The organism is Streptomyces sp. NPDC000075 (assembly GCF_040301925.1).
GTDB lineage: Bacteria > Actinomycetota > Actinomycetes > Streptomycetales > Streptomycetaceae > Streptomyces > Streptomyces polychromogenes.
Window position 1 is genome coordinate 205937 of the sequence record NZ_JBEPFL010000002.1, and the last position, 26534, is coordinate 232470.

At 74.2% G+C, this 26534-nt stretch carries 22 protein-coding genes; 8 read left to right on the forward strand and 14 right to left on the reverse strand.

The window, feature by feature from the left end; all coding sequences use genetic code 11:
• Nucleotides 1-45: 45 nt before the first annotated feature.
• Nucleotides 46-2214, reverse strand: coding sequence for a transglycosylase domain-containing protein (locus tag ABT403_RS03060; protein ID WP_425580168.1), 2169 nt, complete (start codon nucleotides 2212-2214; stop codon nucleotides 46-48).
• Nucleotides 2215-2468: 254 nt separating this feature from the next.
• On the opposite strand from ABT403_RS03060, the gene ABT403_RS03065 reads away from it, so the two are divergent.
• The 4 genes from ABT403_RS03065 to ABT403_RS03080 all read left to right on the forward strand — a co-directional run bounded on the left by ABT403_RS03065 (nucleotide 2469) and on the right by ABT403_RS03080 (nucleotide 7606).
• On the forward strand, nucleotides 2469-3611 hold the full coding sequence (locus ABT403_RS03065) for an amidase domain-containing protein (RefSeq protein ID WP_344157466.1): 1143 nt from the start codon (nucleotides 2469-2471) through the stop codon (nucleotides 3609-3611).
• A 261-nt stretch (nucleotides 3612-3872) separates the two neighbouring features.
• Nucleotides 3873-5288 (forward strand): family 2B encapsulin nanocompartment shell protein, encoded by a 1416-nt coding sequence (locus tag ABT403_RS03070; protein ID WP_344157469.1) that lies wholly within the window; start codon nucleotides 3873-3875, stop codon nucleotides 5286-5288.
• A gap of 102 nt (nucleotides 5289-5390) precedes the next feature.
• Entirely contained in the window at nucleotides 5391-6719 is a 1329-nt protein-coding gene (locus ABT403_RS03075; RefSeq protein ID WP_344157472.1) for a family 2 encapsulin nanocompartment cargo protein terpene cyclase, read from the forward strand.
• Nucleotides 6720-6736: 17 nt separating this feature from the next.
• A complete protein-coding gene (locus ABT403_RS03080; protein WP_344157475.1) occupies nucleotides 6737-7606 on the forward strand; it encodes a geranyl diphosphate 2-C-methyltransferase in 870 nt (289 codons plus the stop codon).
• Nucleotides 7607-7700: 94 nt separating this feature from the next.
• Here ABT403_RS03080 and ABT403_RS03085 read toward each other — a convergent pair whose 3' ends face one another.
• From ABT403_RS03085 to ABT403_RS03140, 12 genes are all read right to left on the reverse strand, one after another.
• Nucleotides 7701-8795, reverse strand: a complete 1095-nt coding sequence (locus ABT403_RS03085) for a M20 family metallopeptidase (protein WP_344158938.1) — start codon at nucleotides 8793-8795, stop codon at nucleotides 7701-7703.
• Nucleotides 8796-8869: 74 nt separating this feature from the next.
• The gene (locus ABT403_RS03090; RefSeq protein ID WP_344157478.1) at nucleotides 8870-9988 is read right to left on the reverse strand and encodes an LLM class flavin-dependent oxidoreductase; all 1119 of its coding nucleotides are present in this window, start codon (nucleotides 9986-9988) and stop codon (nucleotides 8870-8872) included.
• Between the two features lie 66 nt (nucleotides 9989-10054).
• The gene (locus ABT403_RS03095) at nucleotides 10055-11416 is read right to left on the reverse strand and encodes an NtaA/DmoA family FMN-dependent monooxygenase (RefSeq protein ID WP_344157481.1); all 1362 of its coding nucleotides are present in this window, start codon (nucleotides 11414-11416) and stop codon (nucleotides 10055-10057) included.
• 46 nt (nucleotides 11417-11462) lie between these two features.
• Nucleotides 11463-12587 carry an LLM class flavin-dependent oxidoreductase gene (locus tag ABT403_RS03100; RefSeq protein WP_344157484.1) on the reverse strand — a complete coding sequence of 375 codons (1125 nt, stop codon included), beginning with the start codon at nucleotides 12585-12587 and terminating at the stop codon, nucleotides 11463-11465.
• A gap of 113 nt (nucleotides 12588-12700) precedes the next feature.
• Nucleotides 12701-14011: an MDR family MFS transporter gene (locus ABT403_RS03105; RefSeq protein ID WP_344157488.1), complete on the reverse strand. Its 1311-nt coding sequence runs from the start codon at nucleotides 14009-14011 to the stop codon at nucleotides 12701-12703.
• A complete protein-coding gene (locus ABT403_RS03110) occupies nucleotides 14011-15105 on the reverse strand; it encodes a PLP-dependent cysteine synthase family protein (protein WP_344157491.1) in 1095 nt (364 codons plus the stop codon). The genes ABT403_RS03105 and ABT403_RS03110 overlap by 1 nt, the downstream gene beginning before the upstream one ends.
• 119 nt (nucleotides 15106-15224) lie before the next feature.
• Nucleotides 15225-15635, reverse strand: a complete 411-nt coding sequence (locus ABT403_RS03115; protein WP_344157494.1) for a hypothetical protein — start codon at nucleotides 15633-15635, stop codon at nucleotides 15225-15227.
• 121 nt (nucleotides 15636-15756) lie between these two features.
• Complete coding sequence (locus ABT403_RS03120) at nucleotides 15757-16356, reverse strand: hypothetical protein (RefSeq protein WP_344157497.1); 600 nt, start codon at nucleotides 16354-16356, stop codon at nucleotides 15757-15759.
• 89 nt (nucleotides 16357-16445) lie between these two features.
• Nucleotides 16446-16949, reverse strand: coding sequence for a universal stress protein (locus tag ABT403_RS03125; RefSeq protein WP_344157500.1), 504 nt, complete (start codon nucleotides 16947-16949; stop codon nucleotides 16446-16448).
• Between the two features lie 187 nt (nucleotides 16950-17136).
• On the reverse strand, nucleotides 17137-17922 hold the full coding sequence (locus tag ABT403_RS03130; protein WP_344157503.1) for a class I SAM-dependent methyltransferase: 786 nt from the start codon (nucleotides 17920-17922) through the stop codon (nucleotides 17137-17139).
• A 103-nt stretch (nucleotides 17923-18025) separates the two neighbouring features.
• Entirely contained in the window at nucleotides 18026-19384 is a 1359-nt protein-coding gene (locus ABT403_RS03135; RefSeq protein ID WP_425580189.1) for an ATP-binding protein, read from the reverse strand.
• Between the two features lie 94 nt (nucleotides 19385-19478).
• Nucleotides 19479-20156, reverse strand: coding sequence for a response regulator transcription factor (locus ABT403_RS03140; RefSeq protein WP_344157508.1), 678 nt, complete (start codon nucleotides 20154-20156; stop codon nucleotides 19479-19481).
• 136 nt (nucleotides 20157-20292) lie between these two features.
• Here ABT403_RS03140 and ABT403_RS03145 point away from each other — a divergent pair, with 136 nt between their 5' ends.
• The 3 genes from ABT403_RS03145 to ABT403_RS03155 all read left to right on the forward strand — a co-directional run bounded on the left by ABT403_RS03145 (nucleotide 20293) and on the right by ABT403_RS03155 (nucleotide 24096).
• Nucleotides 20293-20937 carry a hypothetical protein gene (locus ABT403_RS03145; RefSeq protein ID WP_344157511.1) on the forward strand — a complete coding sequence of 215 codons (645 nt, stop codon included), beginning with the start codon at nucleotides 20293-20295 and terminating at the stop codon, nucleotides 20935-20937.
• 147 nt (nucleotides 20938-21084) lie between these two features.
• On the forward strand, nucleotides 21085-23223 hold the full coding sequence (locus ABT403_RS03150; protein WP_344157514.1) for a SpoIIE family protein phosphatase: 2139 nt from the start codon (nucleotides 21085-21087) through the stop codon (nucleotides 23221-23223).
• Between the two features lie 9 nt (nucleotides 23224-23232).
• On the forward strand, nucleotides 23233-24096 hold the full coding sequence (locus ABT403_RS03155) for an FAD binding domain-containing protein (protein WP_344157517.1): 864 nt from the start codon (nucleotides 23233-23235) through the stop codon (nucleotides 24094-24096).
• A gap of 6 nt (nucleotides 24097-24102) precedes the next feature.
• On the opposite strand, the gene ABT403_RS03160 is transcribed toward ABT403_RS03155, so the two are convergent.
• Entirely contained in the window at nucleotides 24103-25809 is a 1707-nt protein-coding gene (locus tag ABT403_RS03160; protein WP_344157520.1) for an AMP-binding protein, read from the reverse strand.
• Nucleotides 25810-25906: 97 nt separating this feature from the next.
• Here ABT403_RS03160 and ABT403_RS03165 point away from each other — a divergent pair, with 97 nt between their 5' ends.
• A complete protein-coding gene (locus ABT403_RS03165; RefSeq protein ID WP_344157523.1) occupies nucleotides 25907-26533 on the forward strand; it encodes an alpha-ketoglutarate-dependent dioxygenase AlkB in 627 nt (208 codons plus the stop codon).
• Nucleotide 26534: the final 1 nt, after the last annotated feature.

The window sequence follows — 26534 nt, forward strand, 5'->3', positions numbered from 1 at the left end:
GGGGGCCGGGGGCGGGGCCGGAGGTGACCCCGCCCCCGCCCCCGGTCACTTCACCGCTCTGATGTAATCCGCCCACACCTGCACCGCCCGCTCGCTGCCCGGCGTGCCGGGGGCGTCCCCGCCCAGCCCGGTCAGCGGCTGCGCGATCAGGTCCGTCAGCGCCATCCGGTAGACGACCACCGCCGTGGACTCCTTCTCGGTGTTCGCCACGAACCAGCCCGCCGTGTTCGCCGCCGTGGTCCCGGTCTTGCCCGCCGCCCCGGGGTGCGCCTTGGCCGCCGTCTTCGCCGAACCGTCGGTGACGGCGCCGCGCAGGGCCTCCGTCACCGAGCGGGCCGTCTTCGCCGACATCGCCCGGACCGGCTTCGGCGCCGCCTCCAGCGGTACGGCGGCGCCGTTGCGGCTGACCGAGCGCACCGAGTAGGGGTCGGTGTGCATGCCGTCGGCCGCGAAGGCCGCGTAGGCGCCGGCCATGCGGATCGCGCTGGGCTTGGAGTTCTCCCCGAGCGAGAACGTGGGGATCCGCGTCCCGAGGCTCGACGGCAGCAGGCCCGCCCCCTCCGCGAAGGTCTCCACCCGGTCGAGTCCGACGTCGAGCCCGAGCTGGAGCATCGGGGTGTTGACCGAGTTGGCGACGGCCTGCTGAAGGGTCACCTGTCCCCAGCTCTTGTTCCCGTCGTTGCGGCCCTTGACCACCTTGCCGCTGCGGTCCCAGTACGGGCCCTCCGGGGTCTGCACGGTCACCTGGTCGTTGCCGTCGTACACCGTGGTGGGGGAGACGGGCGTCCGGTCCTTGCCGCGCGTGCGCACCACCCCCTCCTCCAGGGCGGCCGCGTAGACGAGCGGGGTGAACGCCGTCCCGACCGGGATCGTCGTCGAGTTCGCCTGGTTGAAGCCCTGCTTGAGGTAGTCGGGGCCGCCGTAGACCGCGAGCAGCCGCCCGTCCGGGGCGACGCTCGCCGCGCCGATCTTCGCGTGGGTGTCGGTCGCGGGCCGCTTCTCCGGGTCGAAGTCCTTCTGGGCCTTCTGCACGGCGTCCGTCAGCGCCGCCATGCGGGACTGGTCGAAGGTCGTGTAGATCTGGTAGCCGCCGAGGTCGAAGTCGGAGTCCTTGATGTGCCCGGCCTTGATCGCGTACGCCTTGGCCAGCTCCACCAGGTAGCCGTTCTGGGCGCCGGGGGTGCCGGCCGTGCCCGGACCCGAGGGCTCCGGGAACTGCGTGTACGTGGCCCGCTCCGCGGCCGTGAGCTGCCCGGTGTCGACCATGCGGTCCAGGATCCAGCTCCAGCGCTCCACGGCCCGCTTGTGGTTCTCCGGGCCGAGCGCGGGGTCGTAGAGGCCGGCGCCTTTGAGGAGGGAGGCGAGGAAGGCGCCCTCGCTGGCGTTGAGCTTCGAGACGTCCTTGCCGTAGTACGCCTGGGAGGCGCGCTGGATGCCGTACGTGCCGCGCCCGAACCAGCTGGTGTTGAGGTAGTCCTGGAGGATCTGCTTCTTGCCCGTCTGGTTGTCCAGCTTCAGGGCCAGCAGGATCTCGGTGAACTTCCGGGAGAGGGTCCGGTCCTGGTTCAGGTAGGCGTTCTTCACGTACTGCTGGGTGATGGTGGACCCGCCCTGGGTCTCGCCGCCCGTCAGCGCGGCGCGCACGGCGCGCATGAACCCGGAGGGGGAGACCCCGGGGTCCGTGTAGAAACTGGCGTTCTCGGCCGCGAGCACGGCTCCCTGGACCTTGGGGGGCACCTTGTCCAGGGGCATCTCCTGCCGGCTGACCCAGCCGGTGCGGGCCATGGTGGAACCGTCGGCCCAGTAGTAGATGTTGTCCTGCTGTGTGGCGAACGAGTTGAGGTCGTCCGGTATGTCCGTGGTGGCGTACGCGATGCCCACGAAGCCGACGAGGCCCGTGCACAGGTACAGGCAGGCGCCCAGCCACTGGCGCCAGGAGGGTATCCAGCGCCGCCAGCCGCTGCGGCCGGGCCTCGGGTACGCGGGCCGCATCCGCCGCAGCAGCGGGCGGACGCGGGCGGCGGCGGGCGCGAGCACCCGCGCCAGACCCGGCGCGAGCGCCCCCAGCCGTGCCCGCAGCCGGCCCGCGCCCGCGCGGGGGCGGCGGCGCGACCCCGCTCCGCCCCGGCGGCCCGGGGAGGGCGCTCCGCCGGCCTCCGAGGGTATGCGCCTGCCCCGGGACCGCCCTGTTCCGCCCGTATCGTGCCTGGCCACTGCGGATGCTCCCTCTTCCGTGCTTTCCCGGACACCCTAGATGCATTTGCTGTGAGCCGGTGGGTGTGCCCACGCCCGGCGGCCCCCGCGGGCCGGGGGCCCGTCATGGTGACGAAGCGGAGTCGCGCGGCTGCGCTGGTGGGCTGCTCCTACCGGGCATCCGGTGACAAAGCGGAACGCGGCGAATCAGTCGGCTAGTTGTGCGAAAATTCCGTCCTCCCGGTCCGTGTGGACCGGGTGACAAGGGGAAAACAGTGATACCTAAGAGGTTCAGGCCCGCCGCCATCGCGGCCCTGACCGTGGCCGTGGCGTCCGGAGGTTTCTTCGCCTACTCGGCGAACGCCGTCTCCGGGCCCGCTGAGGCCGACAAGGCCACGACCGAAGCCTTCGGCCGCCTCGCGGACGACGTGCTCTCGCAGCGCACCCAGGCGCTGGTCGACGGCCAGACCGTGCGCCACGGCCACGGCCAGGGGGGCAAGAAGAAGGCCCGCGTGTCGGACGGGCTGAAGAAGGAACAGGACGCGGCGATCCAGTCGCTGCGCGAGCGCAAGACGCGGCTGGCGCAGCTGGGCGAGGTCTACAGCGGCGCCGACACGAAGGTCACGGTCGACCGTGCCACCGTGACCGGGGGGAAGGCGACCGTCCAGGTCACCGAGCAGACCACGCTCACCTACAAGAAGGTGAACGGGGACGAGCCCTCGACCACCGACTTCAAGACGCGCTACGAGCTCACCCTCACCGGCAAGAAGGGCGGTGACTGGGAGCTCCAGACGATCAAGTCGCAGGAGAACGGCCCGGTGGCCGTCAACGAGCCGGTCGCCGTCAAGGCGGCCGTCGTCACGGACGACGGCAACCAGTACCCGGACGGCACGCCCGCGTCCACCAAGTACCCGGCGACGGCCAAGCCCAAGACGCTGACCGGCGGTGCGTACAACTACACCGCCATGGCGCAGTACGCGGAGAAGTACTGGAGCAACTACAACCCGGCGTACCGCAAGTTCAGCGGCAACGGCGGCGACTGCACCAACTTCATCAGCCAGGCACTGAACGCGGGGGGATGGAAGCCGGTACCGGGCACCTCGACGGACTACCGCAACTGGTGGTACGACGGCAGCCGGCAGTCCGACTCGTGGGTCGGCGCCAACGAGTGGGCCTGGTTCACGCTCTCCAACCAGCGGGCCGCGAACCTGGCCAACGTCTACCAGCTGGACGTCGGCGACATCCTGCAGGCGGACTTCAACCGGGACGGGTCCAAGGACCACTCCATGATGGTGACGTACCGCAGCAAGGCCGGAATGCCTTACCTGACGTACCACTCCACCAACACGTACCGGAAGTCGCTCGCGAGCATCCTCGCGTCGTACCCGAACGCGACGTACTTCGCGTACCGCACCTGACGGACCGCCCCCACGGGCAGTCTCCGGCCCCTCCCGCCGCGGAACCACCGCGACGGGAGGGGCCTTTTTCGTGCACCGACGGCCGGAAACCGCTGGTCGGCGCCCCAAACATCCCACCCGGAAAGATCACTGCATCGAAGTAATACCAACGGCGTTTCAAGGCCGCTCGGCCGAACAGGCCGTTACTGTTCCTCAGGATCTGGACGGATTCCCGGATATTCATCCTGTTTTTTCCAGTTTTACGAAGGAGAAGCTCGTCCGATGACCATTGACACCAGCCCGGAAGCGCAGCTGCAGGAACCGCCCCAGCAGCAGAGCCTGAGCACGGCCGCGGCCCGCAACCTTGCCACCACCACCAAGTCCGCCCCGCAGATGCAGGAGATCACCTCCCGGTGGCTGCTGCGGACCCTCCCCTGGGTCGAGACCAAGGGCGGTACCTACCGGGTCAACCGCCGCCTCAGCTACACGGTCGGCGACGGCACCATCGACTTCGTCCAGGACGGCGCCAGCGTCCGCGTGATCCCGCAGGAGCTCGGCGAACTCGCCCTGCTGCGCGGCTTCGACGACGTCCAGGTGCTCACCGCGATCGCCGACCGCTGCGTCCAGCGCGACTTCCGGGCCGGTGAGGTCCTCGTGGAGCGGGGCACCCCCGCCGACCAGATCCACCTCATCGCCCACGGCCGCATCAGCCAGACCTCCGTCGGCAAGTACGGCGACGAGGTCGCCGTGGCCGTCCTCGCCGACGGCGAGCGCTTCGGCGAGAACGCCCTGCTGGACGCCGACGCCACCTGGGACTACACCGCCACCGCCGACACCCCCGGCACCCTGCTCACGCTCTCCCGCGCGGAGTTCGCCGCCGTCCTGGCCCAGGCGCCCCACCTCCAGGAGCACATCCGCAGGTTCAGCTCCCTCCCGCTCCAGCGGCAGAACCGTCACGGCGAGGCCGAGATCGCCATGTCGGCCGGCCACACCGGCGAGGCCGAACTGCCCGGCGCCTTCGTCGACTACGAGCTCAACCCGCGCGAGTACGAGCTCTCCGTCGCGCAGACCGTCCTGCGGGTCCACACCAGGGTCGCCGACCTCTACAACGGGCCGCACAACCAGACGGAGGAACAGCTCAGGCTCACCATCGAGGCGCTGCGCGAGCGCCAGGAGCACGAGCTGATCAACAACCGGGAGTTCGGCCTGCTCCACAACGCCGACTTCAAGCAGCGGATCCAGACCCACTCCGGCCCGCCCACCCCGGACGACCTCGACGAGCTGCTCTGCCGCCGCCGTGGCACCCGCTTCCTCTTCGCCCACCCCAAGACGATCGCGGCGATCGGGCGCGAGTTCAACGCGCGCGGGCTCTACCCGGACCACGTCGACCTCGGCGGACAGCAGGTCCCGGCCTGGCGCGGGGTCCCGATCCTGCCCTGCAACAAGATCCCGATCACCAAGGAGAACACCAGCTCCATCCTCGCCATGCGCATCGGCGAGGACAACCAGGGCGTCATCGGCCTGCGCCAGACCGGCCTGCCCGAGGAGTACGAGCCCGGCCTGTCCGTGCGCTTCATGGGCATCGACGAGCGGTCGATCATCTCCTACCTGGTCTCCACCTACTACTCCGCCGCGATCCTCGTGCCCGACGCGCTCGGCGTGCTGGAGAACGTACAGATCGCCCGCCGGCGCGACTAGTTCCACCACGGCCGCGACGGCCACGACAGCCCGGGCCGTCCCGGGCCGACCGAGCATGCCCGGGGCGCGGGACGGCCCACCCACCTCACCAAGGAGTTTCGGATGCCCGACCCCGGGCCCTCCACCCAGCAGCCGGGCCCACCCGTCCCGGCGGCCCGCTTCGGGGCCCCTGCCCTCGCCGACGCCCTCGCGCCCGTCCACGTACCCGCCGAAGCGGCCGTGGGCGGCGGCCGGGTCCTGCCCGGCCGGCCGGTACGGCCCTTCGGCAGCGCCCCGGCGGCCGAGGCCCCCGCCCCGGCGCCCGTGACCCCGCCGACCGGGACCGACGTGGGCGCGCACTCGGCCGACGCCCTGCTGCGGATCCTGCGCGGTCCGAGCGGCCTGGGCACGGTGGGCCTGCACTGGACCCGGGGCGAGGAACCCCCGGCCGCCCCGGAGCCCGCCGCGCCGGCGGCCATCCGGCCGATCCCGGGCCTCTACCACCACCCGGTCCCGGAACCGGACCCCGTACGGGTGGAGGAGCTCAGCCGCCGCGTCAAGGCGTGGGCGGTGGACGAGGTCCAGGCCTTCCCCCCGGAATGGGAGGACCGGTTCGACGGCTTCTCCGTGAGCCGATACATGGTGGCCTGCCACCCGGACGCCCCCACCGTCGACCACCTGATGCTCGCGGCCCGCCTGATGGTCGCCGAGAACGTGGTCGACGACGCCTACTGCGAGGACGGCGCCACCCAGCCCGACGTCGGAGGCCGGCTGCTCCTCGCGCACACCGCCCTCGACCCGGTCCACACCACGAAGGAGTACCAGTCGGCGTGGGAGGAGTCGCTCTCCTCCGACGCCGCCCGCCGCTGCTACGCGTCGGCCATGGAGTACTTCACCCGGTCGGCCAGCCCGTCCCAGGCCGACCGCTTCCGGCACGACATGGCCCGGCTGCACCTGGGATACCTCGCCGAGGCCGCCTGGGACGAGACGGAGTACGTCCCGGAGGTGTGGGAGTACCTGGCCATGCGCCAGTTCAACAACTTCCGCCCCTGCCCCACGATCACCGACACCGTCGGCGGCTACGAACTCCCGGCGGACCTGCACGCGCTGCCCGCCATGCAACGGGTCATCGCGCTCGCCGGCAACGCCACCACCCTCTCCAACGACCTCTACTCCTACATGAAGGAGCTCCGCAGCCCCGGCAAGCACCTGAACCTGCCGGTGGTGATCGCCGAGAAGGAAGGTCTCTCCGACAAGGAGGCCTACCTGAAGGCGGTCGAGGTCCACAACGACCTCATGCACGAGTTCGAGGCCGAGTCCGCCGCGCTCGCCGCGGCCTGCCCCGACCCGCGCGTGGCCCGCTTCCTGAAGGGCGTGGCCACGTGGGTCGACGGCAACCACTACTGGCACGCATCCAACACCTACCGATACACCCTGCCCGATTTCTGGTAAACGAGGGGACTTATTCCATGACCAGCACCGTCAGCACCACCCCGTTCATCCCCGCTCCCGCGACGCCCTACCAGGGCGACATCGCCCGCTACTGGAACGAGGAGGCCAGGCCCGTCAACCTGCGCCTCGGCGACGTCGACGGCCTTTACCACCACCACTACGGCATCGGGGCCGTCGACCACGCCGCCCTCGGGGACACCGAGGACAGCGCATACGAGAAGAAGCTGGTCGCCGAACTGCACCGGCTGGAGTCGGCCCAGGCCGAGCTCCTCCTGGACCACCTCGGCGCCATCGGGCGCGACGACACCCTCGTGGACGCCGGCTGCGGCCGCGGCGGTTCGATGGTGATGGCCCACCAGCGTTTCGGCTGCAAGGTCGAGGGCGTCACGCTCTCCGCCAAGCAGGCCGACTTCGGCAACAACCGCGCCCGCGAACTGGGGATCGAGGAATCGGTTCACTCCCGCGTCTGCAACATGCTCGACATGCCCTTCGAGACCGGGCAGGCCGCCGGTTCCTGGAACAACGAGTCGAGCATGTACGTCGACCTGCACGACCTGATGGCCGAGCACTCCCGCATCCTCGCGGTCGGCGGCCGCTACGTCACCATCACCGGCTGCTGGAACCCGCGTTACGGCCAGCCCTCCAAGTGGGTCTCGCAGATCAACGCCCACTTCGAGTGCAACATCCACTCCCGCCGCGAGTACCTGCGCGCCATGGCCGACAACCGCCTCGTCCCCCAGGCCGTGATCGACCTGACCCCCGACACCCTGCCCTACTGGGAGCTGCGGGCCACGTCCTCCCTGGTCACCGGGATCGAGGAGGCGTTCATCGAGTCCTACCGGGACGGCTCGTTCCAGTACGTCCTGATCGCGGCCGACCGCGTCTGACCCGGCGGCGGCCCTGAGCCGGCCGCCGCACGCGAACGCCGGGCCCGTCCACCGCGACGGGCCCGGCGCTCCGGTGGGTTCAGGGGTTCTGAGTTCAGGGGTTCTTAAGGGTGGCCACCAGGCCCGCGACCAGCAGCGCCCGCTCGGCCATGGCCTCGATCACCACGTACTCGTGGTCCGCGTGGGCGCCGCCGCCGACGGCCCCGAGGCCGTCCAGCGTCGGGACGCCCAGCGCGGCCGTGAAGTTGCCGTCGCTGCCGCCGCCCACCGCCCGGGCCTCGATTCCGGGCAGCAGCCGCTGCGCCACCGCGAACAGACCGGCCGCCGCCGACTCGGGCATCGGGGGCCGGGTGATGGACCCTTCGACCGTGATCCGCGCGCCGGGCAGGTGCGGGGCCAGGGATGCGAAGGCGGACTCGACGCGCTCGCGCTCCTCGGCCGTCTCCACGCGCACGTCCACCACGACGGTGGCCTCCGCCGGGACGACGTTCTCCAGGGTGCCCGCGGCCGCCACCGTCGGGGTGACGGTCGTGCCGGCCTCGGGACGGCCGAACGCCGCGATGTCCAGGACCTGGTGGGCCGCCTCGACCAGGGCGTTGACCCCGGCCGCGGGCTCCAGCCCCGCGTGGGAGGCCCGGCCGGCGATGGAGACCTGGAAGGCGCCGCAGCCCTTGCGCCCGGTCTTGAGGCCCCCGCCGTCGGCGGCGCCCTCCAGGACCAGGACGGCTCCGCAGGCCAGGGCGCGTTCCTCCAGCAGGGCCCGGGAGGACCGGGAGCCGACCTCCTCGTCGGCGGTCATCAGGATCTCGACGCCCGACCGGTCGGCGAGCGTGGCCAGCCCGTGGACCGCCTGCACGATGCCGCCCAGCATGTCGAACACCCCCGGGCCGGTGACCCGGCCGTCCCGGACGGTGAACGGGCGGCGCTCCAGGGTCCCGAGCGGGAACACCGTGTCGTGGTGGCCGAGGAGCAGCACCTTCGGTTCGCCGCCGCCCGACCAGTGGACGTGCGGACCGGCCTCGCTGTCGACCAGGACCGCGTGGCCGCCCAGACGGTGCTCGATGATCCCGGCCACGGCCTTCGCCGACGCCGCCAGGGCCTCCACGTCGCGCGAGGGGGACTCGACCTCGACGAGCGTACGGAGGTCCTCGATTATCGCGTCGACGTCCACAACGGCACCCTTCTGCATCGTCACGTCGCACAGAGTAGTACTCCGTCCGCCGTGACGGAGATCCGGCCCCGGCCCCGGCGGGCGCCCGGGCGTCAGCGGCGGGCCCATTCCTCCGCCAGGAGACGGTACGAGCGGACCCGGTCCGCGTGGTCGTGCGTGATCGTGGTGATGAGCAACTCGTCTGCCCCGGTGGCCTCCTGGAGCCGCTCCAACTGGTCGGCCACGGTCTGCGGCGAGCCCGTGAACTGCGTCTCCACCCGGTCGGCGACCAGGGCGTGGTCGGCCTCGGACCAGCCGGCCGTGAGCGCGCGGGCCTCGTCCGGAGCGGGGAAGGGGATGGCGCCCTCGGCGGTGCGGATGCTGCGCACCCAGGGCGCGTACCCGGCGGCCAGCTCCCGCGCCGAGGCGTCGTCCGGGGCCACGACCACGTCGGCGGAGACGCTCAGGTACGGCCGGTCCAGGCGGGCCGACGGTTTGAACGCGGCCCGGTAGCCCTCCGCCGCCTCCAGGACGGTCGCCGGGGTGACGTGGTAGTTCGCCGCGAACGGCAGGCCGTGCCGGCCGGCGGTCTCCGCGCTCTGACCGCCGCTGCTGCCCAGGATCCACACCTCCACGTCCGCCCCCTCGCCGGGGACGGCGTGCGCCGCGAGGCCCTCGGGCGAGCGGTACTCGCCGCGCAGCAGCGCGAGCACGTCCTCGACCTGTTCCGCGTAGTCCTGCGGGCGGGCGCCCGGCAGGTTCAGCAGTGTCCGCTGGAGGGCCACGTTCGGGTGGCCGAGGAGGTGGGCGAACGAGAAGCGCGGCGGGATCCGCAGACCGTTCGGGGTGTACCCCTCGAAGGGTTCGGCGCCGTCCGGGCGCGGGGCGGGGGCGCCCGCCGAGCGGCCCAGGCCCAGGTCGAGGCGGCCCGGGTGCAGGGCGTCGATCAGGCCGAACTCCTCCACCGTGGACAGCGCGGTGCGGTGCCCGAGCTGGACGGCGCCGGAGCCGATCCGGATCGTGGAGGTGGCGGAGGCGGTCAGCGCCAGGACCACCGCCGGGGAGACCCCCGCCAGCCCGGGGTTGAGGTGGTGCTCGGCGAACCAGTAGCGGGCGTAGCCGAGCCGTTCGGTCTGCCGGGCCAGGTCGATGGTGTGGTGCAGGGCGTCGGCCACGGTGGAGCCGGTGGGCACGGGGATGAGGTCGAGGACCCCGAGGGGGATGCGGGACATGCCGGGTCTCCTTGCGGGCCGGGTGACGGGGGACGGCGGGGACACCGGGCGCGGTGTCCCGGAAGCTCAGGGGGACCCGGCCGCCGGTACGCCGAGCCCGAGGTGCTCGCGCAGGGTGGTCCCCTCGTAGTCGTGGCGGAACACCCCGCGTTCCTGGAGCAGCGGGACGACGGTGTCGGCGAAGCCCTCCAGCCCGTCCGGGGTCAGGTGGGGGACCAGGATGAACCCGTCGGCGGCGTCCGCCTGCACCAGCTCGTCGATCGAGGCGGCGACGGTGGCGGGGGAGCCGACGAAGGTCTGGCGGCCGGTGGTCTCGATGACGAGCTCGCGGATGGAGAGGTTCTTGGCCTCGGCGAGCTCCCGCCACTGCCGGGCGGTGGCGAGGGGGTCGCGGAACATCCGTACGCTCGCCCGCCCCAGCGCGACGGTGTTCTCGCCGGGCTCGGGGTCGACGTCGGGCAGCGGCCCGTCGGGGTCGTAGCCGGACAGGTCCCGGTTCCAGACGTGCTCCAGGAACGCGATGGCGGTGGCCCCGCTGACCTGGAGACGGCGTACCTCGTGGGCGAGTTCGCGGGCCTCGGCGTCGGTGTCCCCGAGGACGAAGGTGGCGGCGGGCAGGATCAGCAGCTGGTCGTGGCGGCGGCCGTAGCGGGCGAGGCGCCGCTTGACGTCCGCGTGGAAGGCGCGGCCCTCCTCCAGGGTTCCGTACCGGCTGAAGATCGCGTCGGCGTGCGCGGCGGCGAACTCCCGGCCCTCGTCGGAGTCCCCCGCCTGGAAGACGACCGGCCGGCCCTGCGGGCCGCGCGGGACGTTGAAGCGGCCCCCGATGTCGAAGTGGTGCCCCCGGTGTTCGAAGGCGCCGGCGCGGGCGTCGCGCAGGAAGGTGCCGGTGGCGGGGTCGGCGGCGATCTCGGTGCCGTCCCAGGAGTCGAACAGTTCGGTGGCGGTGGCCAGGAACTCCCGGGCCCGGGTGTAGCGGTCCTCGCGGGGCAGGAAGCCGCCGCGCCGGAAGTTCTCACCGGTGAAGGCGTCCCAGGAGGTGACCACGTTCCAGGCGGCGCGTCCGGCGGACAGGTGGTCGAGGGTGGCGAACTGGCGGGCCACCTCGTAGGGCTCGTTGAAGGTGGAGTTGATGGTGCCGGTCAGGCCGATCCGGTCGGTGACGGCGGCCAGCGCGGCGAGGACGGTGAAGGTGTCGGGCCGGCCGGCCACGTCCAGGTCGTAGATCTTCCCGCCCTGTTCGCGCAGGCGCAGCCCCTCGGCGAGGAAGAGGAAGTCGAACTTGGCGCGCTCCGCGGTCCGGGCGAAGCGCACGAAGGAGTCGAACTCGATGTGGCTGCCGGCCGCCGGGTCGCTCCACACGGTGGTGTTGTTGACCCCGGGGAAATGGGCCGCGAGGTGGATCCGCTTGCGCGGCTGGGTGCTCATCGTGTCCTTCCGGTTCCGTCTGGAGGGTGCGTCCGCCGGGGCGGGGTCAGGCCGTGGGGGCGGCGGCGTACCGGTTGGCGGGGCGTTCCAGGCCCAGCAGCCCGCGCAGCGTCGGGGCCCCGTACGCCGTCCTGAAGGCGCCCCGCCGCTGGAGTTCGGGGACCAGGTGGCGGGTGATCAGCGGGAGGTCGTGGGCGATCACGGCCGGGCGCAGCCGGAAGCCGGTCAGGCCCGCGTCCCGCCGGTCGAGGAGCAGCCCGGCGAGGGCGGCCGGGGTCCCCGTGAACACGGCCGCGTCCGTGGGGGCCGGCTGCCCCGCCGTGGCGTCGAGGCGCTCGCGGCGGGCGGCCGCCGCCGGACCGTCCAGGTCCAGGAAGACCGTGAGGTCGGCGAAGACGTGCGCGGTCCCGGTGTGGGCGGCCGCCGCCGCGAGCGCCTCGTCCCCGTCGCGCGGGGTGACGTACACGAGGTCGACGGAGCCGGGCCGGGGGGCCACCGCGCCCGCCGAGGCCGTCACGAGGGGCTGTCCCTGCGGCGGGCGCGGGGTGATCGACGGGCCCCGCACGCTGAAGTGCGGCCCGGTGAAGTCGATGGGGTGGAGCTTGGCCCGGTCGAGGAAGCGGCCGGTGGCCACGTCGCGTATCTCGGCGTCGTCCTCCCAGCTGTCCCACAGCCTGCGGACCACCTCCACGTGGTCGGCCGCCTCCCCGGCCGGCTCGCCCACCGGCGCCGGGAAGGTCCGGCGCCCGAAGTGCGCGGCCTCGTACGGCAGTGAGGAGGTCTGGACGCGCAGGCCCGCCCGGCCCCGGCTGACGTAGTCGAGGGTGGCGATCGCCTTGGAGACGTGGAAGGGCTCGGTGTGGGTGGCCGTCACGCTGGGGACCAGCCCGATGTGCCGGGTGAGCGGGGCGACCCGGGCGGCGGTGAGGACCGCGTCCAGCCGCCCGCGCACCTGGTCGGTGCGTTCGTCGGGGGCGGTCGCCGAGGACGACTGGAGGGCCAGGGCGTCCTCGAAGGTGACGAAGTCGAGGAGCCCCGCCTCGGCCTCGGCGACCACGTCGGCCCAGTAGCGGGCCGTGAACAGTTCCGCCGGCCGGGCACCCGGCTCGCGCCAGGCCGCCGGGTGCCAGCCGGCGCCGTCGAGGGCGACGGCGAGGTGGAGTTCGGACATGCCGATGACGCTACGCGGGCGGTGTGTACCGTACAACGACCGTGGTGTTACAGGAGTTTGGCGGCTGTGTTGCCCGTTCCCCGGCGCCGGGAGCACCGGGGAACGGGCCCGCCTCAGGCGGTCACGGCCTCCCGCGCCGCGGCCTCGCGCGGGGGCGGTGCCAGGCGGCCGGTGCGGTGGAGCCCGTACAGCGCGGCCGTGCAGCCGAGCCCGAGGGCGAACAGCGCCAGCCAGGGCAGGGCGGACATCCCCGCCGCGCGGGCCGCGTCCAGCGCGGCGCCCGTGAGCAGGTTGCCGAGCGCGATGCCCACCCCGCAGACGGTGTTGTACAGCCCGTAGTGCGTCGCCACCAGGCGGTCCCCGCAGAGGCGGACGATGGTGTCCATCTCGAAGGGGTAGGCGATCATCGTGCCCACCGCCAGCAGCAGCGCCGACAGCACCGGCGGTACCGCCGCCAGCAGCCGCGTCCCCGTCACCGAGTCCGGAACCGGCAGCGCCGTGGCGGCCAGCAGCGGCAGGAAGGCGGCGCCCATCGCGAACAGCCCCCAGGCCAGGGCCCGTCCCGGCTCCATCCTGGCCTTGCACCAGGCGGTGACCCGGGTCTGGAAGAGGATCGTGCTCAGCCCCGAGACGGCGAACAGCACCGCCACCGCCGCCGTGCCGAAGCGGCCCTCGCCGCCGATGCGGCGGACCTCCAGCGGAAGGGCCATGTACACCTGGAAGGTCATCACGTACGAGCCGATCATGGCGACCGAGAACAGCAGGAACGGGCGGTTGCGCAGGATGCCGCGCCACTGCGTCAGCACCCCCTCCCGGGGCCCGTGGGCCCGCTCCGCCGGGGAGTCCCCGCCGCGCCGCTGCGGCAGGGCCCGGATCTGCACGAGGCTCAGCACCGCGAAGATCCCGGCCGCCGTCAGGCAGGTGATCCGGAAGTCGACGCCCGTCAGCACCATGCCCACCAGCGGGCCCAGCAGGATCCCGGCCTGGTAGAAGACGTTGAACAGGGCGAAGGCCTCGACACGGCGCTCGCCCGCGTCGGCCGCCAGATAGGCCCGGCTGGCCGGGTTGAACAGGGCCCCGGCCAGGCCCGTCGCGGCGGAGGCGGCGATGAGCGCGGGGACGGAGTCCACCAGGCCGAGCGTGGCGAAACCGGCGATGCGCAGCGCCAGCCCGGCGACGATCATCGGCTTGTAGCCGAGCCGGTCGGCGAGGGTGCCGCCGATGAGGAACATGCCCTGCTGGCTGAAGTTGCGGACGCCGAGGATCAGCCCGACCGTCCAGCCCGCCAGCCCGAGCGGTCCGGCCAGGTGGGCGGCCAGGTAGGGCATGAGCATGTAGAAGCCGAGGTTGATGGTGAACTGGTTCACCATCAGCAGCTGGACGCTGCGCTCGTACGTACGGACCTGTGCGAGGGTGCCCTTCATCAGGCGGGCACCTCCGCCCGGGTCAGGGTGAGCGGGTCGACCACGGTGGCGCAGCGGGTCCAGCGGGTGACCTCCTTCTCGTCCAGCCGCCCGATCGTGTCGGGCTCCGGTGCGGGAGGGGAGTCGAGCAGGCCGTGCGCGGCGCAGTAGTCGTCGTCGTACACGGTGCCGAGATAGCGCTGCGGGCCGTCGGGGAAGACCGCCGCGATCCGGGTCTCCCGGGGCATGGTGCGGGCCAGCCATCCGGCGACCAGGGCGACCGCGCCGACGCTCCAGCCGCCGGTGGCGTAGTGCGAGGAGGCCAGCTGGCGGCAGGTCCACACGGCCTCGCCCGGAGCGACCCAGTGCACCTCGGAGAACTGCTCGTAGGCGACGTTGCGGGGGTAGATGCTGGAGCCGAGTCCGCGCATCAGCCGGGTGCGGGCGGGCTGGCCGAAGATGGTGGAGCCGATGGTGTCCACGCCGACCACCTTCAGCTCGGGGTAGAGCTGGCGCAGGACGCGCGAGACGCCCGCCGAGTGGCCCCCGGTGCCGACGCTGCACACCAGGACGTCGACGTGGCCCAGCTCGGTGGCCAGTTCGAGGGCGAGCGGGGTGTAGGCGGTGGTGTTGTCCGGGTTGTTGTACTGGTCCGGGCACCAGGAGCCGGGGTGCCTGGCCAGCAGTTCGGTGACCCGGTCCCGGCGCGCCTGCTGCCAGCCGCCGGCGGGATGGGGTTCGGAGACGACGTCGACCCGGGCCCCGTAGGCGGTCAGCAGCCGGGTCATCGAGGGTTCCAGGCCGGGGTCGGTGACCAGGGTGACGGGGTGTCCGTGGACCATCCCGGCCAGGGCCAGGCCCAGGCCCAGGGTGCCGCTGGTGGACTCGATGATCCGGGCGCCGGGTGCCAGGTCCCCCCGGGCGCGGGCCCGCTCGACCATGTGCAGGCCGGGGCGGTCCTTGATGCCGCCGGGGTTGAAGCCCTCCAGCTTCGCCCAGAAGCCGCGGCCCGCCGGGGACAGGGGCTCGCTGACGCGCAGCAGGGGGGTGTTGCCGACCAGTCCGGAGAGGGTGGTGCGGGCGGGCGGGGTGACGTCGGTGGCCGAAGGATGCATGGTTCCGCTCTCGTTTGGTGGTGCGTCGGGTGGTCGCTCTCGGGAGGAGTCGTGCCGTGGCGGGGCCGAGTTCCCCGTGGGGTCCGCCTCAGCCGCCGCGCGCGGGCTCACGGGGTGGCCTAGAGCCGCCACCGGCAGACGACGGCCAGAGTGGAACGTGCGGAACGGGCGCGGGCGGGCCCGGCGGTGCCGGGCGCTCGGGCCTGGCCGGAGGCGGTGACGGGCCCCGGTACGGCCTGGGGCCGGGCGGCTCCGGCGGGCTGGGGGGTGCCGGGCCGGGCGGCGGGGGCCGGGTCGGAGGCGGAGCAGGCGAAGCCGTGGCCGTGGCCGGGGTGCGGGTGCCCTTCAGCCCCGGTGGGTCCGGGCTGGAGCGCGGCTCCGGCGACCGGCGAGCCGTCCGCGACGTGCGCGTGCGTGGGGGAGGAGCAGGAGGGGGCCGTGAACAGCAGCGCCGCGAGCAGGGCGACGAGCAGCGCGGAGCGGTGGGCCTTGAGCGGGTGGAACGGGCGTACGCGGGGATGGGCGGGCACTCTTCCTCCGTGCGGCGGGCGCCCCCCGGCCCGGGTCAGGGGCGGGGCGGCGGGGGATCGCGGGGGAGGCTCCCGGGCACGGCGGTGCGTGCGGGGTCGCCGGCGGCGTGGACCCCGCTGCCTACACCCGCAGGACGGCCGGGCTTCCGGGAGGGGCCGGTGCGGCGGCGCCCGACGGCGCGGCCGCGCGGGCCGTGCCCGTACGGGAGGGGCCACCGGCCGGGGCGCAGCCCTCGACGGGGGTGGCGGGGGCGGCGGGGGAGTCGCTGCCGGAGGCCGCCCGGGGCGGCGCGGGCACGCACTCGTGGACGGGGTGCCCGGGGTCGTGACGCCCGACGGCGTCCCCCGCCGCGGCCACACCGGCCCGATCGGCACGGGCCCGGCCGTCACCGCTCAGGGGCGCGTCGCCCCAGACGGCGCCGACCTGGAGCGCGGTGCCCCCGGCGGTGTCGGCCTGGGTGGTGGTGGGGCGGAGGACGTCGGGACCCATGGTGGCGGTATGAGGGGTGGCCGCGACCGTGGTGGTCCGGGCCGGCTGGGGTTCGGGGGTGGTGGCGGGTGCCGCGGCGTGCTGGGCGGTGGCGTGGTCGGTCGCGGCGTGGGCGCCGTCGGCGCCGTGTGCGCAGGCCAGCACCAGGAGCAGCAGGGTCAGCCCGAGCAGGTGCGGCAGACCCGCGCGGGAGCGGGCCCGCGGCATGCGGGACGACCGGGCTGTGACCACGCCGTGATCTTAGCGTGCCCCCCGCGTGACGAGGGGCCGCGAATCGGACAAGAGACGGCCGGGTTCCGGACGGCCGTCGCCCGGAGGGGTCAGGGCGCCAGTTCCCGCGCGTCCAGCGGTACCCGCCTCCGCGCGGCGCGCAGTTCGGCCTCCAGCGGGCTCGGCGGCACCGTGAGGACGGGGCACGGCGCGTGCGCCACGCAGTACCGGGCCACCGACGGCCGCAGCGCGCCCAGCAGCCGCCCGTGCCGCCCCGCGCCGACCACCAGCAGGTCCTCGTCGCCCCGGACGGCGTCGACCAGCGCGGCCCCGGGCAGGCCCCGGACCGCCTGCCCGGCCAGAGTGACGCCCGGCCCGCCGGGCCCGAAGGCCGCGTCCAGGGCCTCGCGCAGCCGCTCGACCGCGGCGGCACGGCACTCGGGATAGGGGGAGCACACGCACGAGGTGCGGCCGGCCAGGCCCCCGCCCGGGGCCTGCCAGGCCAGCACCGCCCACAGCTCCGCGCCCCGCGACCGGGCCTCGGCGGCGGCCCGGTGCAGGGCCGTCAGGCTCCCGGGACTCCCGCTCACACCCGCCACCACGCGTCGTCGCACCGCCGCTCCTCCCCAGCCGCCCGCCCGCCGGGATCCGGCGGGCCGTGTCCGGGCTCCATTCAACGGCAGGTCCGGGTGCGCGGGCCGTCAGCGATCCGTATGGACCCGGGCCGGGGGCGTCAGGGTCCCGTCAGGACGGCCGCAGCGGGCGCCCGGCGGCGAGCGCGCGTCAGGCCGCGGGCGGGCGTCAGGCGGGATCCGGGGTCGCGCGGACGAGGACCAGCGAGCCCTCGTAGGTGCTCTGCGTGCGCAGGTGCCCGTGGCGGTCGTCCCAGGCACCGGACGCCAGGTCGCGGCGCAGGTTCTCGTCGAAGCGCTGGCGCACCCCGTCGTCGACGAAGCTCCACGCCGAGCAGGCCTGGCGGGCGGCCGGGTCGAGGAGCATCTCGGGGCGCCCGTAGTAGGCCTCGTTGAAGCCGTCGGTGCAGTCCAGCGGGATCGGCACGGTGTGGACCGCCCCCGTGCCGCCGAGGGCCGCCGCGATGTCCTCCACGCGCGGGTGGCGCAGGGCCTCGGTGTCCAGGACCTCGGGGGCGTACTCGTACAGCCAGAAGTCGCGGACCAGTTCGGGGGCGCAGGTGAGCACGACCACCGGGCCCCGGGTGACCCGCCGCATCTCGCGCAGGCCCCGGGTGACGTCGCTCCACTGGTGCACGCTGAACAGGGTCATCGCCCCGTCGAACTCACCGTCCGCGAAGGGCAGTTCCTCGGCGACGGCGTCGACGGCGCGCGTCAGGCGGGCCGGGCGCCGGGCGCGCATCGACCGGGAGGGCTCGACTGCGGTCACCTCGCGGGCCGCGTTCTCGTACGAGCCGGCGCCGGCTCCGACGTTGAGGACCGTGCGGGCCTCACCCAGGGCTTCGGCGATGAAGCGCGCGATACGGGTGTCGGGCCGCCTGAACGGGGAATGGCCGGAAGTGATGGTTCCGTAATCCACGTCCCCGGCGCTGCCGTCCTGAGTGCGTACATTCATGGTTGCATCCTGCATCCACGAGGGTGGTTTCGTATACCGCCTCGCAGATGCTTGTGGAAACAGCCATATGGGCGGCAGGTGTGGAATGGAGGATGGTCCGGTCCTACGCTGGCGGGAGGACGGGCAGCCGCAGTACCAGGCGGGCACCCTCGCGGGAGCGCTCGGCCGTGAGCGTGCCGCCGTGGTGGGCGGCCAGGTCTCGGGCGATGGCCAGTCCGAGGCCGGCGCCGCCGTGGTCGCGGCTGCGGGCGTCGTCGAGGCGGGTGAACCGCTCGAAGACCCGCTCCCGGTCGGCGGGCGGGATGCCGGGGCCGTCGTCGCGGACCTCCAGGACGGCCGTGCGCGCCTGCGGCGGGCCCGAGGTGCGCAGCGTGACCTCCACCCGCCCGGCGGCGAACCGCTGGGCGTTGTCCAGCAGGTTGGTCACCACCCGGGTCAGCCACAGCTCGCTGCCCTCCACCTCGACCCCGGCCTCGGCGCGGACGCCGACCGGGACCCGGTCGCCCAGCCGCGAGTCCACCGCGTCCCGCACCAGGCCGCCCAGGTCCAGCCTGGCCGAGGCGGCCGGCCGGGCCGCGTCGATCCGGGCCAGCAGGAGCAGGTCGGAGCAGAGCCGCTCCAGCCGGTCGGTGTCCTCCAGCGCCCCGCTGATCAGCTCCGGCCACAGCTCGGGGTCCCGTACCGCGAGGGCCACCTCCAGCTGGGTGCGCAGCACGGTGAGCGGGCTGCGCAGCTCGTGCGAGGCGTCCGCGATGAACTGGCGCTGGCGGATCCCGGAGGACTCCAGGCGGTCCAGCGTGCCGTTCATCGTCCGGGCCAGCCGGGCCACCTCGTCGCCGGTGGGCGGCACCGGCACCCGGCGGTGCAGGTCGCGGTCGGTGATCTCGGCTACCTCCGCGCGGATCGCCTCGACGGGCCGCAGGGCGCGGCCGGTGACCCGCCAGGTCACCAGCGCCACCAGCGCCAGGAGCAGCGGGCCGCCGACCACGAGGGCCGCGGTGGTGGTGTCGTCCGCCGCGTCCACGTCCCGCAGCGAGGTCCCGACGTAGACGGCGACCAGCCCGTCCGGGGTCTGCGTGGTGACCTGCACGACCCGCTGGCGGTGCTCGCCGCCGAGCGGGCGGATCCGCCAGGTGTGGAAGACCGTGCCCGGACGCAGCGGCCCGGCGGGCCCGAGCGCGGGGAGCCCGGCCAGGTTCGGGGTCGCGCGCAGCACCCGGCCGCGGGCGTTGACCACCTGTACGAAGTCGACGCCGCGCAAGGGCGCCCGCATCCGGTCGAGACGGCCGCCCGAGGCGAGCTGGGCGACGGCCGCCGCCTGCTCCTCCGCGTCGCGCTCGGCGTTGCGCAGCATCCCGGCCCTGAGCAGCCCGAGCAGTGCCACCGAGGCCAGGGCCAGGGCGGCGGCCACCACGACGACGGCGCCCGCCGTGGCCCGCGCCCGGACCGTGGTCGGCCACAGCCGGCCCGCCAGCGACCGGCAGCGGCGCAGCGGCGGGGTCAGGGCGCGCCGGACGCGCGCCGCCGCGCTCGCGGCCGCGCGCGCCGCCGGGTTCTCAGCCACCGTCGGCCGCCAGCCGGTAGCCGACGCCGCGCACCGTCTCCAGGGCGGACCGGCCGAACGGGGCGTCGATCTTCCGGCGCACCGCGCTGACGTGCACCTCGACCACGTTCGGATCGCCGTCGAAGGCGCTGTCCCAGACCTGCTCCAGGATCTCCCGCTTGGGCACCACCTCGCCGGGCCGCCGCGCCAGGTACTCCAGCACCGCGAACTCCCGGGCGGTCAGCCGTATCTCCGTCTCCCCGCGCGAGCACAGGTGGCGGGCCGGGTCCACGACGAGGTCGCCCAGCCGCAGCGCCTGGGGGCCGCGCCGGCCCGTACGCCGGGCCAGCGCGCGCAGCCGGGCGACCAGGACGAGGTAGGAGAAGGGCTTGGAGAGGAAGTCGTCGGCGCCGGTGTCCAGCGCCTCCGCCTCGTCGTACTCGCCGTCCTTCGCGGTCAGCATCAGGATCCCGGACTCGTTGCCGGCCGCGCGCAGCCGGGCGCAGACCCGGTATCCGTTGAGGCCGGGCAGCATGATGTCGAGCACGATCAGGTCGTACGCGTGCTCGCAGGCCATCCACAGCCCCTGCGGGCCGTCGTGGGCCACGTCCACCGTGAACCCCTCGGACCGCAGGCCCCGCTGCAGGGCGGCGGCCAGCCGCCGTTCGTCCTCCACCACCAGTACGCGCATGCCGACCAGGGTCTCAGGCCCGGCCGCCGCTTTGCTGAAGAGGTCTTCAGCGGGCTTCAGGTGGGCTTCAGCATCGCCTGGGCAGGCTCTGCGACGAGCCGGGCGCGGTGCCCGGTGGTTTCCGAGGAGTCCCGCCATGTCTGAGTCTTTCCCGCAGCCCGAGCACACCCCCGAGCCGCAGCCCGAGGCCGTGGCCGGTGAGGGCCCGGCCGAGCGCAAGGGCCGGCTGGCCCGCGTGGGCCGCGTCGTGCCCCGGGGCGCCGGCGCGCGCTGGGCGGTGGCCGGGGCGGCCGCCGCGGTGATCGTGGGCGGCGGGGCCGTGGCGGTGGCGGTCGCCGGCCACCACCACGGCCACCCCGAGCCGATGGGGAAGGACGGCCGCGGGGCCTGGTCCGCGCCCGACCACGAGGACGGCCACGGCGGCCACGGCGGCCACGGCGGCGGTCCCGGCGGACACGGCGGCCACGGCCCGCAGGGCGAGCGCCCCCACCCGAAGCACCCGGGCGTGCGCGACGGCGCCGCGGGCCTGGACGGGGAGGCCGGCAGGAAGGGCGCGGCGGCCCCCGCCCCGCTGCCCGCGCTGCCGATCGACCAGGCCGCGCAGAAGGCGGCCGCGGCCGTCCCCGGCGGCAAGGTGGAGGCGCTGCGCGCCGTCCCCCAGCAGGGCGGCGGCAGCTCCTGGCGGGCCGTGGTCCTCGGCCCGGACGGCGTCCGCCACGCGGTGACCGTCTCCGGCACGGACGGCACCGCCACCGCGAACACCCCGCTGACGAAGGGCTGACCCCCGGGCCGGTCCGGGGGCGGGGCGCCGGGGCGTTCCGCGCGTCCCGGGGGCCGCCGCCGGCGCGGGCGCGCAGAATGAAGGGGGCCCTCCCCCTCCACGCGGGCGGACGGCCACGCGGCGTGCTCCGGGCAGAGGAGGCCACTCGTGCCGTCGGACCAGCCGGGGGGTGAGCGGGCTCCCGGGCCGATCCGGTCCGAGCCGGGGTCCCTGCTGGAGCACGTGCCCGTCGCCGTCCTCGGCCTCGACGCGGCCGGACGGGTCCGGTACTGGGGCCCGGGCGCACAGGACCTCTTCGGGTACCCGGCCGCCACCGCGCTGGCCCGGCCCGCCGCCGCCCTCTTCCCCGAGCCGCCCGACGGCCCGGGCCCGGCCGAGCGGCTCGTGGAGCGGGCCCTGGCCCTGGGCTACTGGCGGGGCCGGGTGCCGGTCCGGCACCGCGACGGCACCGTCTTCGACTGCGGGTTCCGCGTCTTCCCCGTGACCGGCGCCGCCGACGCCGCCGAGGGCACCGTGGTCATCGCGCTGGCCAGCCGGGGCGAGGAGCTCGACCGGGTCAAGACCAACCTCGCCTTCCTCGACGCCCTCTTCGAGACCTGCCCCATCGGCCTGGTCATGCTCGACGAGGACCTCCGCTACGTCCACCTCAACCAGGCGCTCGCCGACATGGACGGGGTCCCGGTCGCCGGGCACCTCGGCCGCGACACCTCCGAGATCATGATCACCGCCGACGGCGGGGAGTTCCGGCGGATGCTGCGCGCCGTCGCCGACGAGGGGCGCCCCCTGGTCGGCGTCCTGGTCGGGATGCGCACGCCCGGCCGCCCCGACGTGGACCAGGTGCGCTCCGTCAGCCTCTTCCCGCTCAGCGGGGCGGCCGGGACCCGGCCCGGGGTGGGCGGCCTGCTGGTCGACGTCACGGACCGGGAGCGGGCCCTGCTGGAGGCCACCGCGGCCCGCCGCCGCCTCGCCCTGCTGGACCGGGCCGGTGCCCGCATCGGCACCACCCTGGACGTGGACACCACCGCCCGCGAGCTGGTCGACGTCGTCATGCCGGAGTTCTGCGACGGCTCCGTCGTCGAGATGGTCGAGTGGACGTACCCCTCCGAGGCCTTCGACCCGGCCCTGCCCCTGATCACCCGCCGGATCGCCTCCGGCACCGTCCTGCCGCCGCCCGCCGCCGAACTGCTCGCCGCCCTCGACCGGGTGACCTACCCGCCGGGCTCCAGCATCCACCGGATGCTGAGCACCGGCCGCCCGCTGTGCGTCCGCGTCGACGAGGAGTTCGCGGCCCGGACCGTCGGCAACCGGGACCTCGCGCGCCAGCTCCTCGACAGCGGCGTCGGCTCCGTCCTGATCGCCCCGCTCATCGCCCGCGGCCACGTCCAGGGCATCACCGTCTTCGGCCGCTCCGCCGCGCGCCCCGCCTTCACCGGACCGGACCTCGGCCTCGCCCGCGAACTCGCCTCCCGCGCCGCCCTGTGCCTGGACAACGCCCGCCTCTACAGCCGGGTCCAGGACATCTCCCTCACCCTCCAGCGCGCCCTGCTGCCCACCGCCCCGGACGCGCCCGCGTACGTGAGCGCCGCCCACCGCTACCTGCCGGCCAGCCGCGCCACCGAGGTCGGCGGCGACTGGTACGACGTGATCGCCCTGCCCGACGGCCGGGTCGCCCTCGTCGTCGGCGACGTCATGGGACACGGGGTCCCCGCCGCCGCCTCCATGGGCAGGCTGCGGATCACCGCCCGCGCGCTGGCCCGCCACAGCCCCGGCCCCGAGGGCCTGCTCGCCGAGCTGGACGCCGCCGTCCAGGACTCCGGGACCGAACTGGCCACCTGCCTCTACGTGCTCTACGACCCCCGCACCGGGCTCGCCCGCATCGCCAGCGCCGGCCACCTCCCGCTCCTGGTGCGCCACCCCGACGGCACCGTCGAGACCCTCGGCCAGGCCCTCGGCGTCCCGCTGGGGGTCGGCGGGGTCCCCTTTCGCTCCGCCCCGGCCGAACTCCCCGACGGGGCCGTCCTGGCCCTGTACACCGACGGCCTCGTCGAGGCGCGCGGCCAGGACATCGACGCGGGCCTCGACGCCCTGCGCGCCGAACTGGCCCGCGCCGCCGGGCCGCTGGAGCGGGAGGCCGACCGCATCCTGGAGGCCCTGCTGCCCGACGGGGCGACCGACGACACCGTCCTGCTCCTCGCCCGGATCCACCGCGCGCCGGGCGGCGGCCGGCAGGCACCCGACGACCCGCACCCGCACCAGGACCAGGACCCGCACCCGCACGAGGATTGAGAGCCGCTCATGGAATTCCTTCGCCCCGCGAGCTGGGAGGAGGCCCTCGCCGCCAAGGCGGAGCACCCGTCGGCCCTGCCCATCGCCGGAGGCACCGACGTGATGGTCGAGATCAACTTCGACCACCGCAGGCCCGAGTACCTCCTGGACCTCAACCGGATCGCGCTCCTCCAGGAATGGCAGACCGACGGGGACGTGGTCCGCCTGGGGGCCTCCGTCCCCTACACCCGGATCATGGAGCAGCTGCGCGCGCCCCTGCCCGGGCTCGCGCTCGCCTCGCACACCGTCGCCTCCCCGCAGATCCGCAACCGCGGCAGCGTCGGCGGCAACCTGGGCTGCGCCTCGCCCGCCGGGGACTCCCACCCCGCGCTGCTCGCCGCCGGGGCCGAGGTGGAGGCGGAGTCCGTGCGCGGCGCCCGGCTGATCCCGGTCGACTCCTTCTACACCGGCGTCAAACGCAACGCGCTCGCCCCCGACGAGCTGATCAAGACCATCCGCGTCCCCGTCGCCGACGGCCCCCAGCAGTTCTCCAAGGTCGGCACCCGCAACGCGATGGTCATCGCCGTGTGCGCCTTCGCTCTCGCCCTGCACCCGCGCACGCGCTCGGTCCGCACCGGCATCGGCTCGGCCGCCCCCACCCCCGTACGGGCCCGGGCCGCCGAGGAGTTCCTGGAGGCGGCCCTGGAGGAGGAGGGCCTCTGGGACTCCCGCAAGGCCCTCGCCCCCTCCGTCGTCCAGCGGTTCGGCGACCTCGCCGCCGCGTCCTGCAACCCCATCGACGACGTCCGCGGCACCGCGCGCTACCGCCGCCACGCGGTCGGCGTCATGGCCCGCCGCCAGCTCCTGTGGACCTGGGAGGAGTACCGCGCCTAGGCGGCCTCAGACCCCTTCCGGAGCCCCTTCCAGCAGGCGGGCGGCCATCGCCCGCATCTCGACCTTGCGGATCTTTCCGGTGACCGTCATGGGGAACTCGTCCACCACGTGGACGTAGCGCGGGATCTTGAAGTGGGCGAGCCGCCCCTCGCAGTACGCCCGCACCGCGTCGGCGGTGAGCGGCTCGGCGCCCTCGCGCATCCGCACCCAGGCCATCAGCTCCTCCCCGTACTTGGCGTCGGGCACCCCGATGACCTGGACGTCCAGGACGTCCGGGTGGGTGTGGAGGAACTCCTCGATCTCGCGCGGGTAGAGGTTCTCGCCGCCCCGGATCACCATGTCCTTGATCCGGCCGGTGATGCTCAGGTAGCCGTCCGCGTCCATGACCGCCAGGTCGCCGGTGTGCATCCAACCCTCCCGGTCCACCACCTCGGCGGTCTTGTCCGGTTCGCCCCAGTAGCCGATCATCACCGAGTAGCCCCGGGTGCACAGCTCGCCCGGCGTGCCGCGCGGGACGGTCCGGCCGGATCTCGGGTCGGCCACCTTGACCTCCAGGTGGGGGCCCACCCGGCCGACGGTGGAGACCCGGCGCTCCACGGAGTCGTCCGCGCGGGTCTGCGTGGACACCGGGGAGGTCTCCGTCATGCCGTAGCAGATGGACACCTCGGTCATCCCCATCCGCTCGATGACCTCGTTCATCACCTCCACCGGGCACGGCGAGCCCGCCATGATCCCCGTCCGCAGGCTCGACAGGTCGTACCTGTCGAACCCGGGCGCGGCCAGCTCGGCGATGAACATCGTCGGCACCCCGTACAGGGAGGTGCACGCCTCCGCCTCGACCGCCGCCAGGGTGGCCGCCGGGTCGAAGGCCGGGGCCGGGATCACCATGGCCGCGCCGTGGCTCGTGCAGGCCAGGGCCCCCATGACCATGCCGAAGCAGTGGTAGAAGGGCACCGGCACGCACACCCGGTCCGCCTCGGTGTAGCCGCACAGCTCCCCGACGAAGAAACCGTTGTTGAGGATGTTGCGGTGGGAGAGGGTGGCGCCCTTGGGGAACCCTGTGGTCCCCGAGGTGTACTGGATGTTGATCGGGTCGTCCGGGTGCAGGGCGGCGGCCGCCCGCGCCAGGACCGCCGGATCGGCCAGCCGGCCGCGTTCCAGCAGGGCGTCCCACCGCGGCCCGTCGAACAGGACCGTGAACTCCAGGTCGGGGCAGCGCGGCCGGACCTCCTCGACCATCCCGGCGTAGTCGGAGTTCCTGAAGCGCCCGGCCGAGACCAGCAGCCGGATCCCGGACCGGTTCAGCACGTACTCCAGCTCGTGCGAGCGGTAGGCCGGGTTGACCGTGACGAGGATGGCCCCGATCTTCGCCGTGGCGTACTGCACGAGCGTCCACTCGGCGCGGTTGGGCGCCCAGATGCCCACCCGGTCCCCCTGCTCGATGCCCAGGTCCAGCAGGCCGAGGGCGAGGGCGTCCACGTCGGCGGCGAGCTCGCGGTAGGTCCACCGGCGGCCGGCGGCCACGTCGACGAGGGCATCGCGGTCGGGGAAGTCCCGCACCGTGCGGTCGAGGTTGGCCCCGATGGTCTCCTCCAGGAGCGGGACCTCCACGCTCCCGGACGCACAACTCGACGCGACGGACACACGTACCTCCTGGACGGGGAGCCGGGGCGGCGGCGGGCGCGCCCGGCCCGCGGCCCGGCGCCCGCTCATGATCGCCTCCCCGGGCCCGTCCCGCCAGAGCCCCCGAGGAGGGTTTCGCGTGCATTTAATCGAGCATCTGTTCGCATCGGGGAGTAGGCTGGAAACCATGCACGCACTCCAGGGCTCCCTCTTCGACCAGACGGACGAGATCCGGCTCGGCCCCCTCTCGCCCCTGGAGCGCACCGAGCTCGGGGCCGGGGCCTGGACCGACCGGCTGCCCGGCTGGCTGACCGGCGCGGACGCCCTGTTCGAACACCTCGCCGCCGAGGTGCCCTGGCGCGCCGAGCGGCGGCAGATGTACGAGCGCGAGGTGGACGTGCCCCGCCTGCTGGCCTTCTACGGGGCCGGCGACCCCCTCCCGCACCCCGTCCTCACCGAGGCCCGCGAGGCCCTGAGCCGGCACTACGCCCCCGAACTCGGCGAACCCTTCGTCACCGCCGGGCTCTGCCTCTACCGCGACGGCCGCGACAGCGTCGCCTGGCACGGCGACCGCACCGGCCGCTCCGCCACCGAGGACACCCTCGTCGCGATCCTGTCCGTCGGCGACCCCCGCGACCTCGTGCTGCGCCCCCGCGACGGCGGCCCCACCCTGCTGCGCCTCCCGCTCGGCCACGGCGACCTCGTGGTGATGGGCGGCTCCTGCCAGCGCACCATGGAGCACGCCGTCCCCAAGACGGCGCGCGCCGTCGGCCCCCGCATCAGCGTCCAGTTCCGTACCCGCGGCGTAATGTGAG

Excerpts from the sequence above, each read along its gene's own strand:
- ABT403_RS03070 (WP_344157469.1), top strand. The coding sequence starts at position 3,873 with ATGACCATTGACACCAGCCCGGAAGCGCAGCTGCAGGAACCGCCCCAG.
- ABT403_RS03075 (WP_344157472.1), top strand. The coding sequence starts at position 5,391 with ATGCCCGACCCCGGGCCCTCCACCCAGCAGCCGGGCCCACCCGTCCCG.
- ABT403_RS03080 (WP_344157475.1), top strand. The coding sequence starts at position 6,737 with ATGACCAGCACCGTCAGCACCACCCCGTTCATCCCCGCTCCCGCGACG.
- ABT403_RS03085 (WP_344158938.1), bottom strand. The coding sequence starts at position 8,795 with ATGCAGAAGGGTGCCGTTGTGGACGTCGACGCGATAATCGAGGACCTC.
- ABT403_RS03090 (WP_344157478.1), bottom strand. The coding sequence starts at position 9,988 with ATGTCCCGCATCCCCCTCGGGGTCCTCGACCTCATCCCCGTGCCCACC.
- ABT403_RS03095 (WP_344157481.1), bottom strand. The coding sequence starts at position 11,416 with ATGAGCACCCAGCCGCGCAAGCGGATCCACCTCGCGGCCCATTTCCCC.
- ABT403_RS03100 (WP_344157484.1), bottom strand. The coding sequence starts at position 12,587 with ATGTCCGAACTCCACCTCGCCGTCGCCCTCGACGGCGCCGGCTGGCAC.
- ABT403_RS03105 (WP_344157488.1), bottom strand. The coding sequence starts at position 14,011 with ATGAAGGGCACCCTCGCACAGGTCCGTACGTACGAGCGCAGCGTCCAG.
- ABT403_RS03110 (WP_344157491.1), bottom strand. The coding sequence starts at position 15,105 with ATGCATCCTTCGGCCACCGACGTCACCCCGCCCGCCCGCACCACCCTC.
- ABT403_RS03130 (WP_344157503.1), bottom strand. The coding sequence starts at position 17,922 with ATGAATGTACGCACTCAGGACGGCAGCGCCGGGGACGTGGATTACGGA.
- ABT403_RS03140 (WP_344157508.1), bottom strand. The coding sequence starts at position 20,156 with ATGCGCGTACTGGTGGTGGAGGACGAACGGCGGCTGGCCGCCGCCCTG.
- ABT403_RS03145 (WP_344157511.1), top strand. The coding sequence starts at position 20,293 with ATGTCTGAGTCTTTCCCGCAGCCCGAGCACACCCCCGAGCCGCAGCCC.
- ABT403_RS03155 (WP_344157517.1), top strand. The coding sequence starts at position 23,233 with ATGGAATTCCTTCGCCCCGCGAGCTGGGAGGAGGCCCTCGCCGCCAAG.
- ABT403_RS03160 (WP_344157520.1), bottom strand. The coding sequence starts at position 25,809 with ATGAGCGGGCGCCGGGCCGCGGGCCGGGCGCGCCCGCCGCCGCCCCGG.
- ABT403_RS03165 (WP_344157523.1), top strand. The coding sequence starts at position 25,907 with ATGCACGCACTCCAGGGCTCCCTCTTCGACCAGACGGACGAGATCCGG.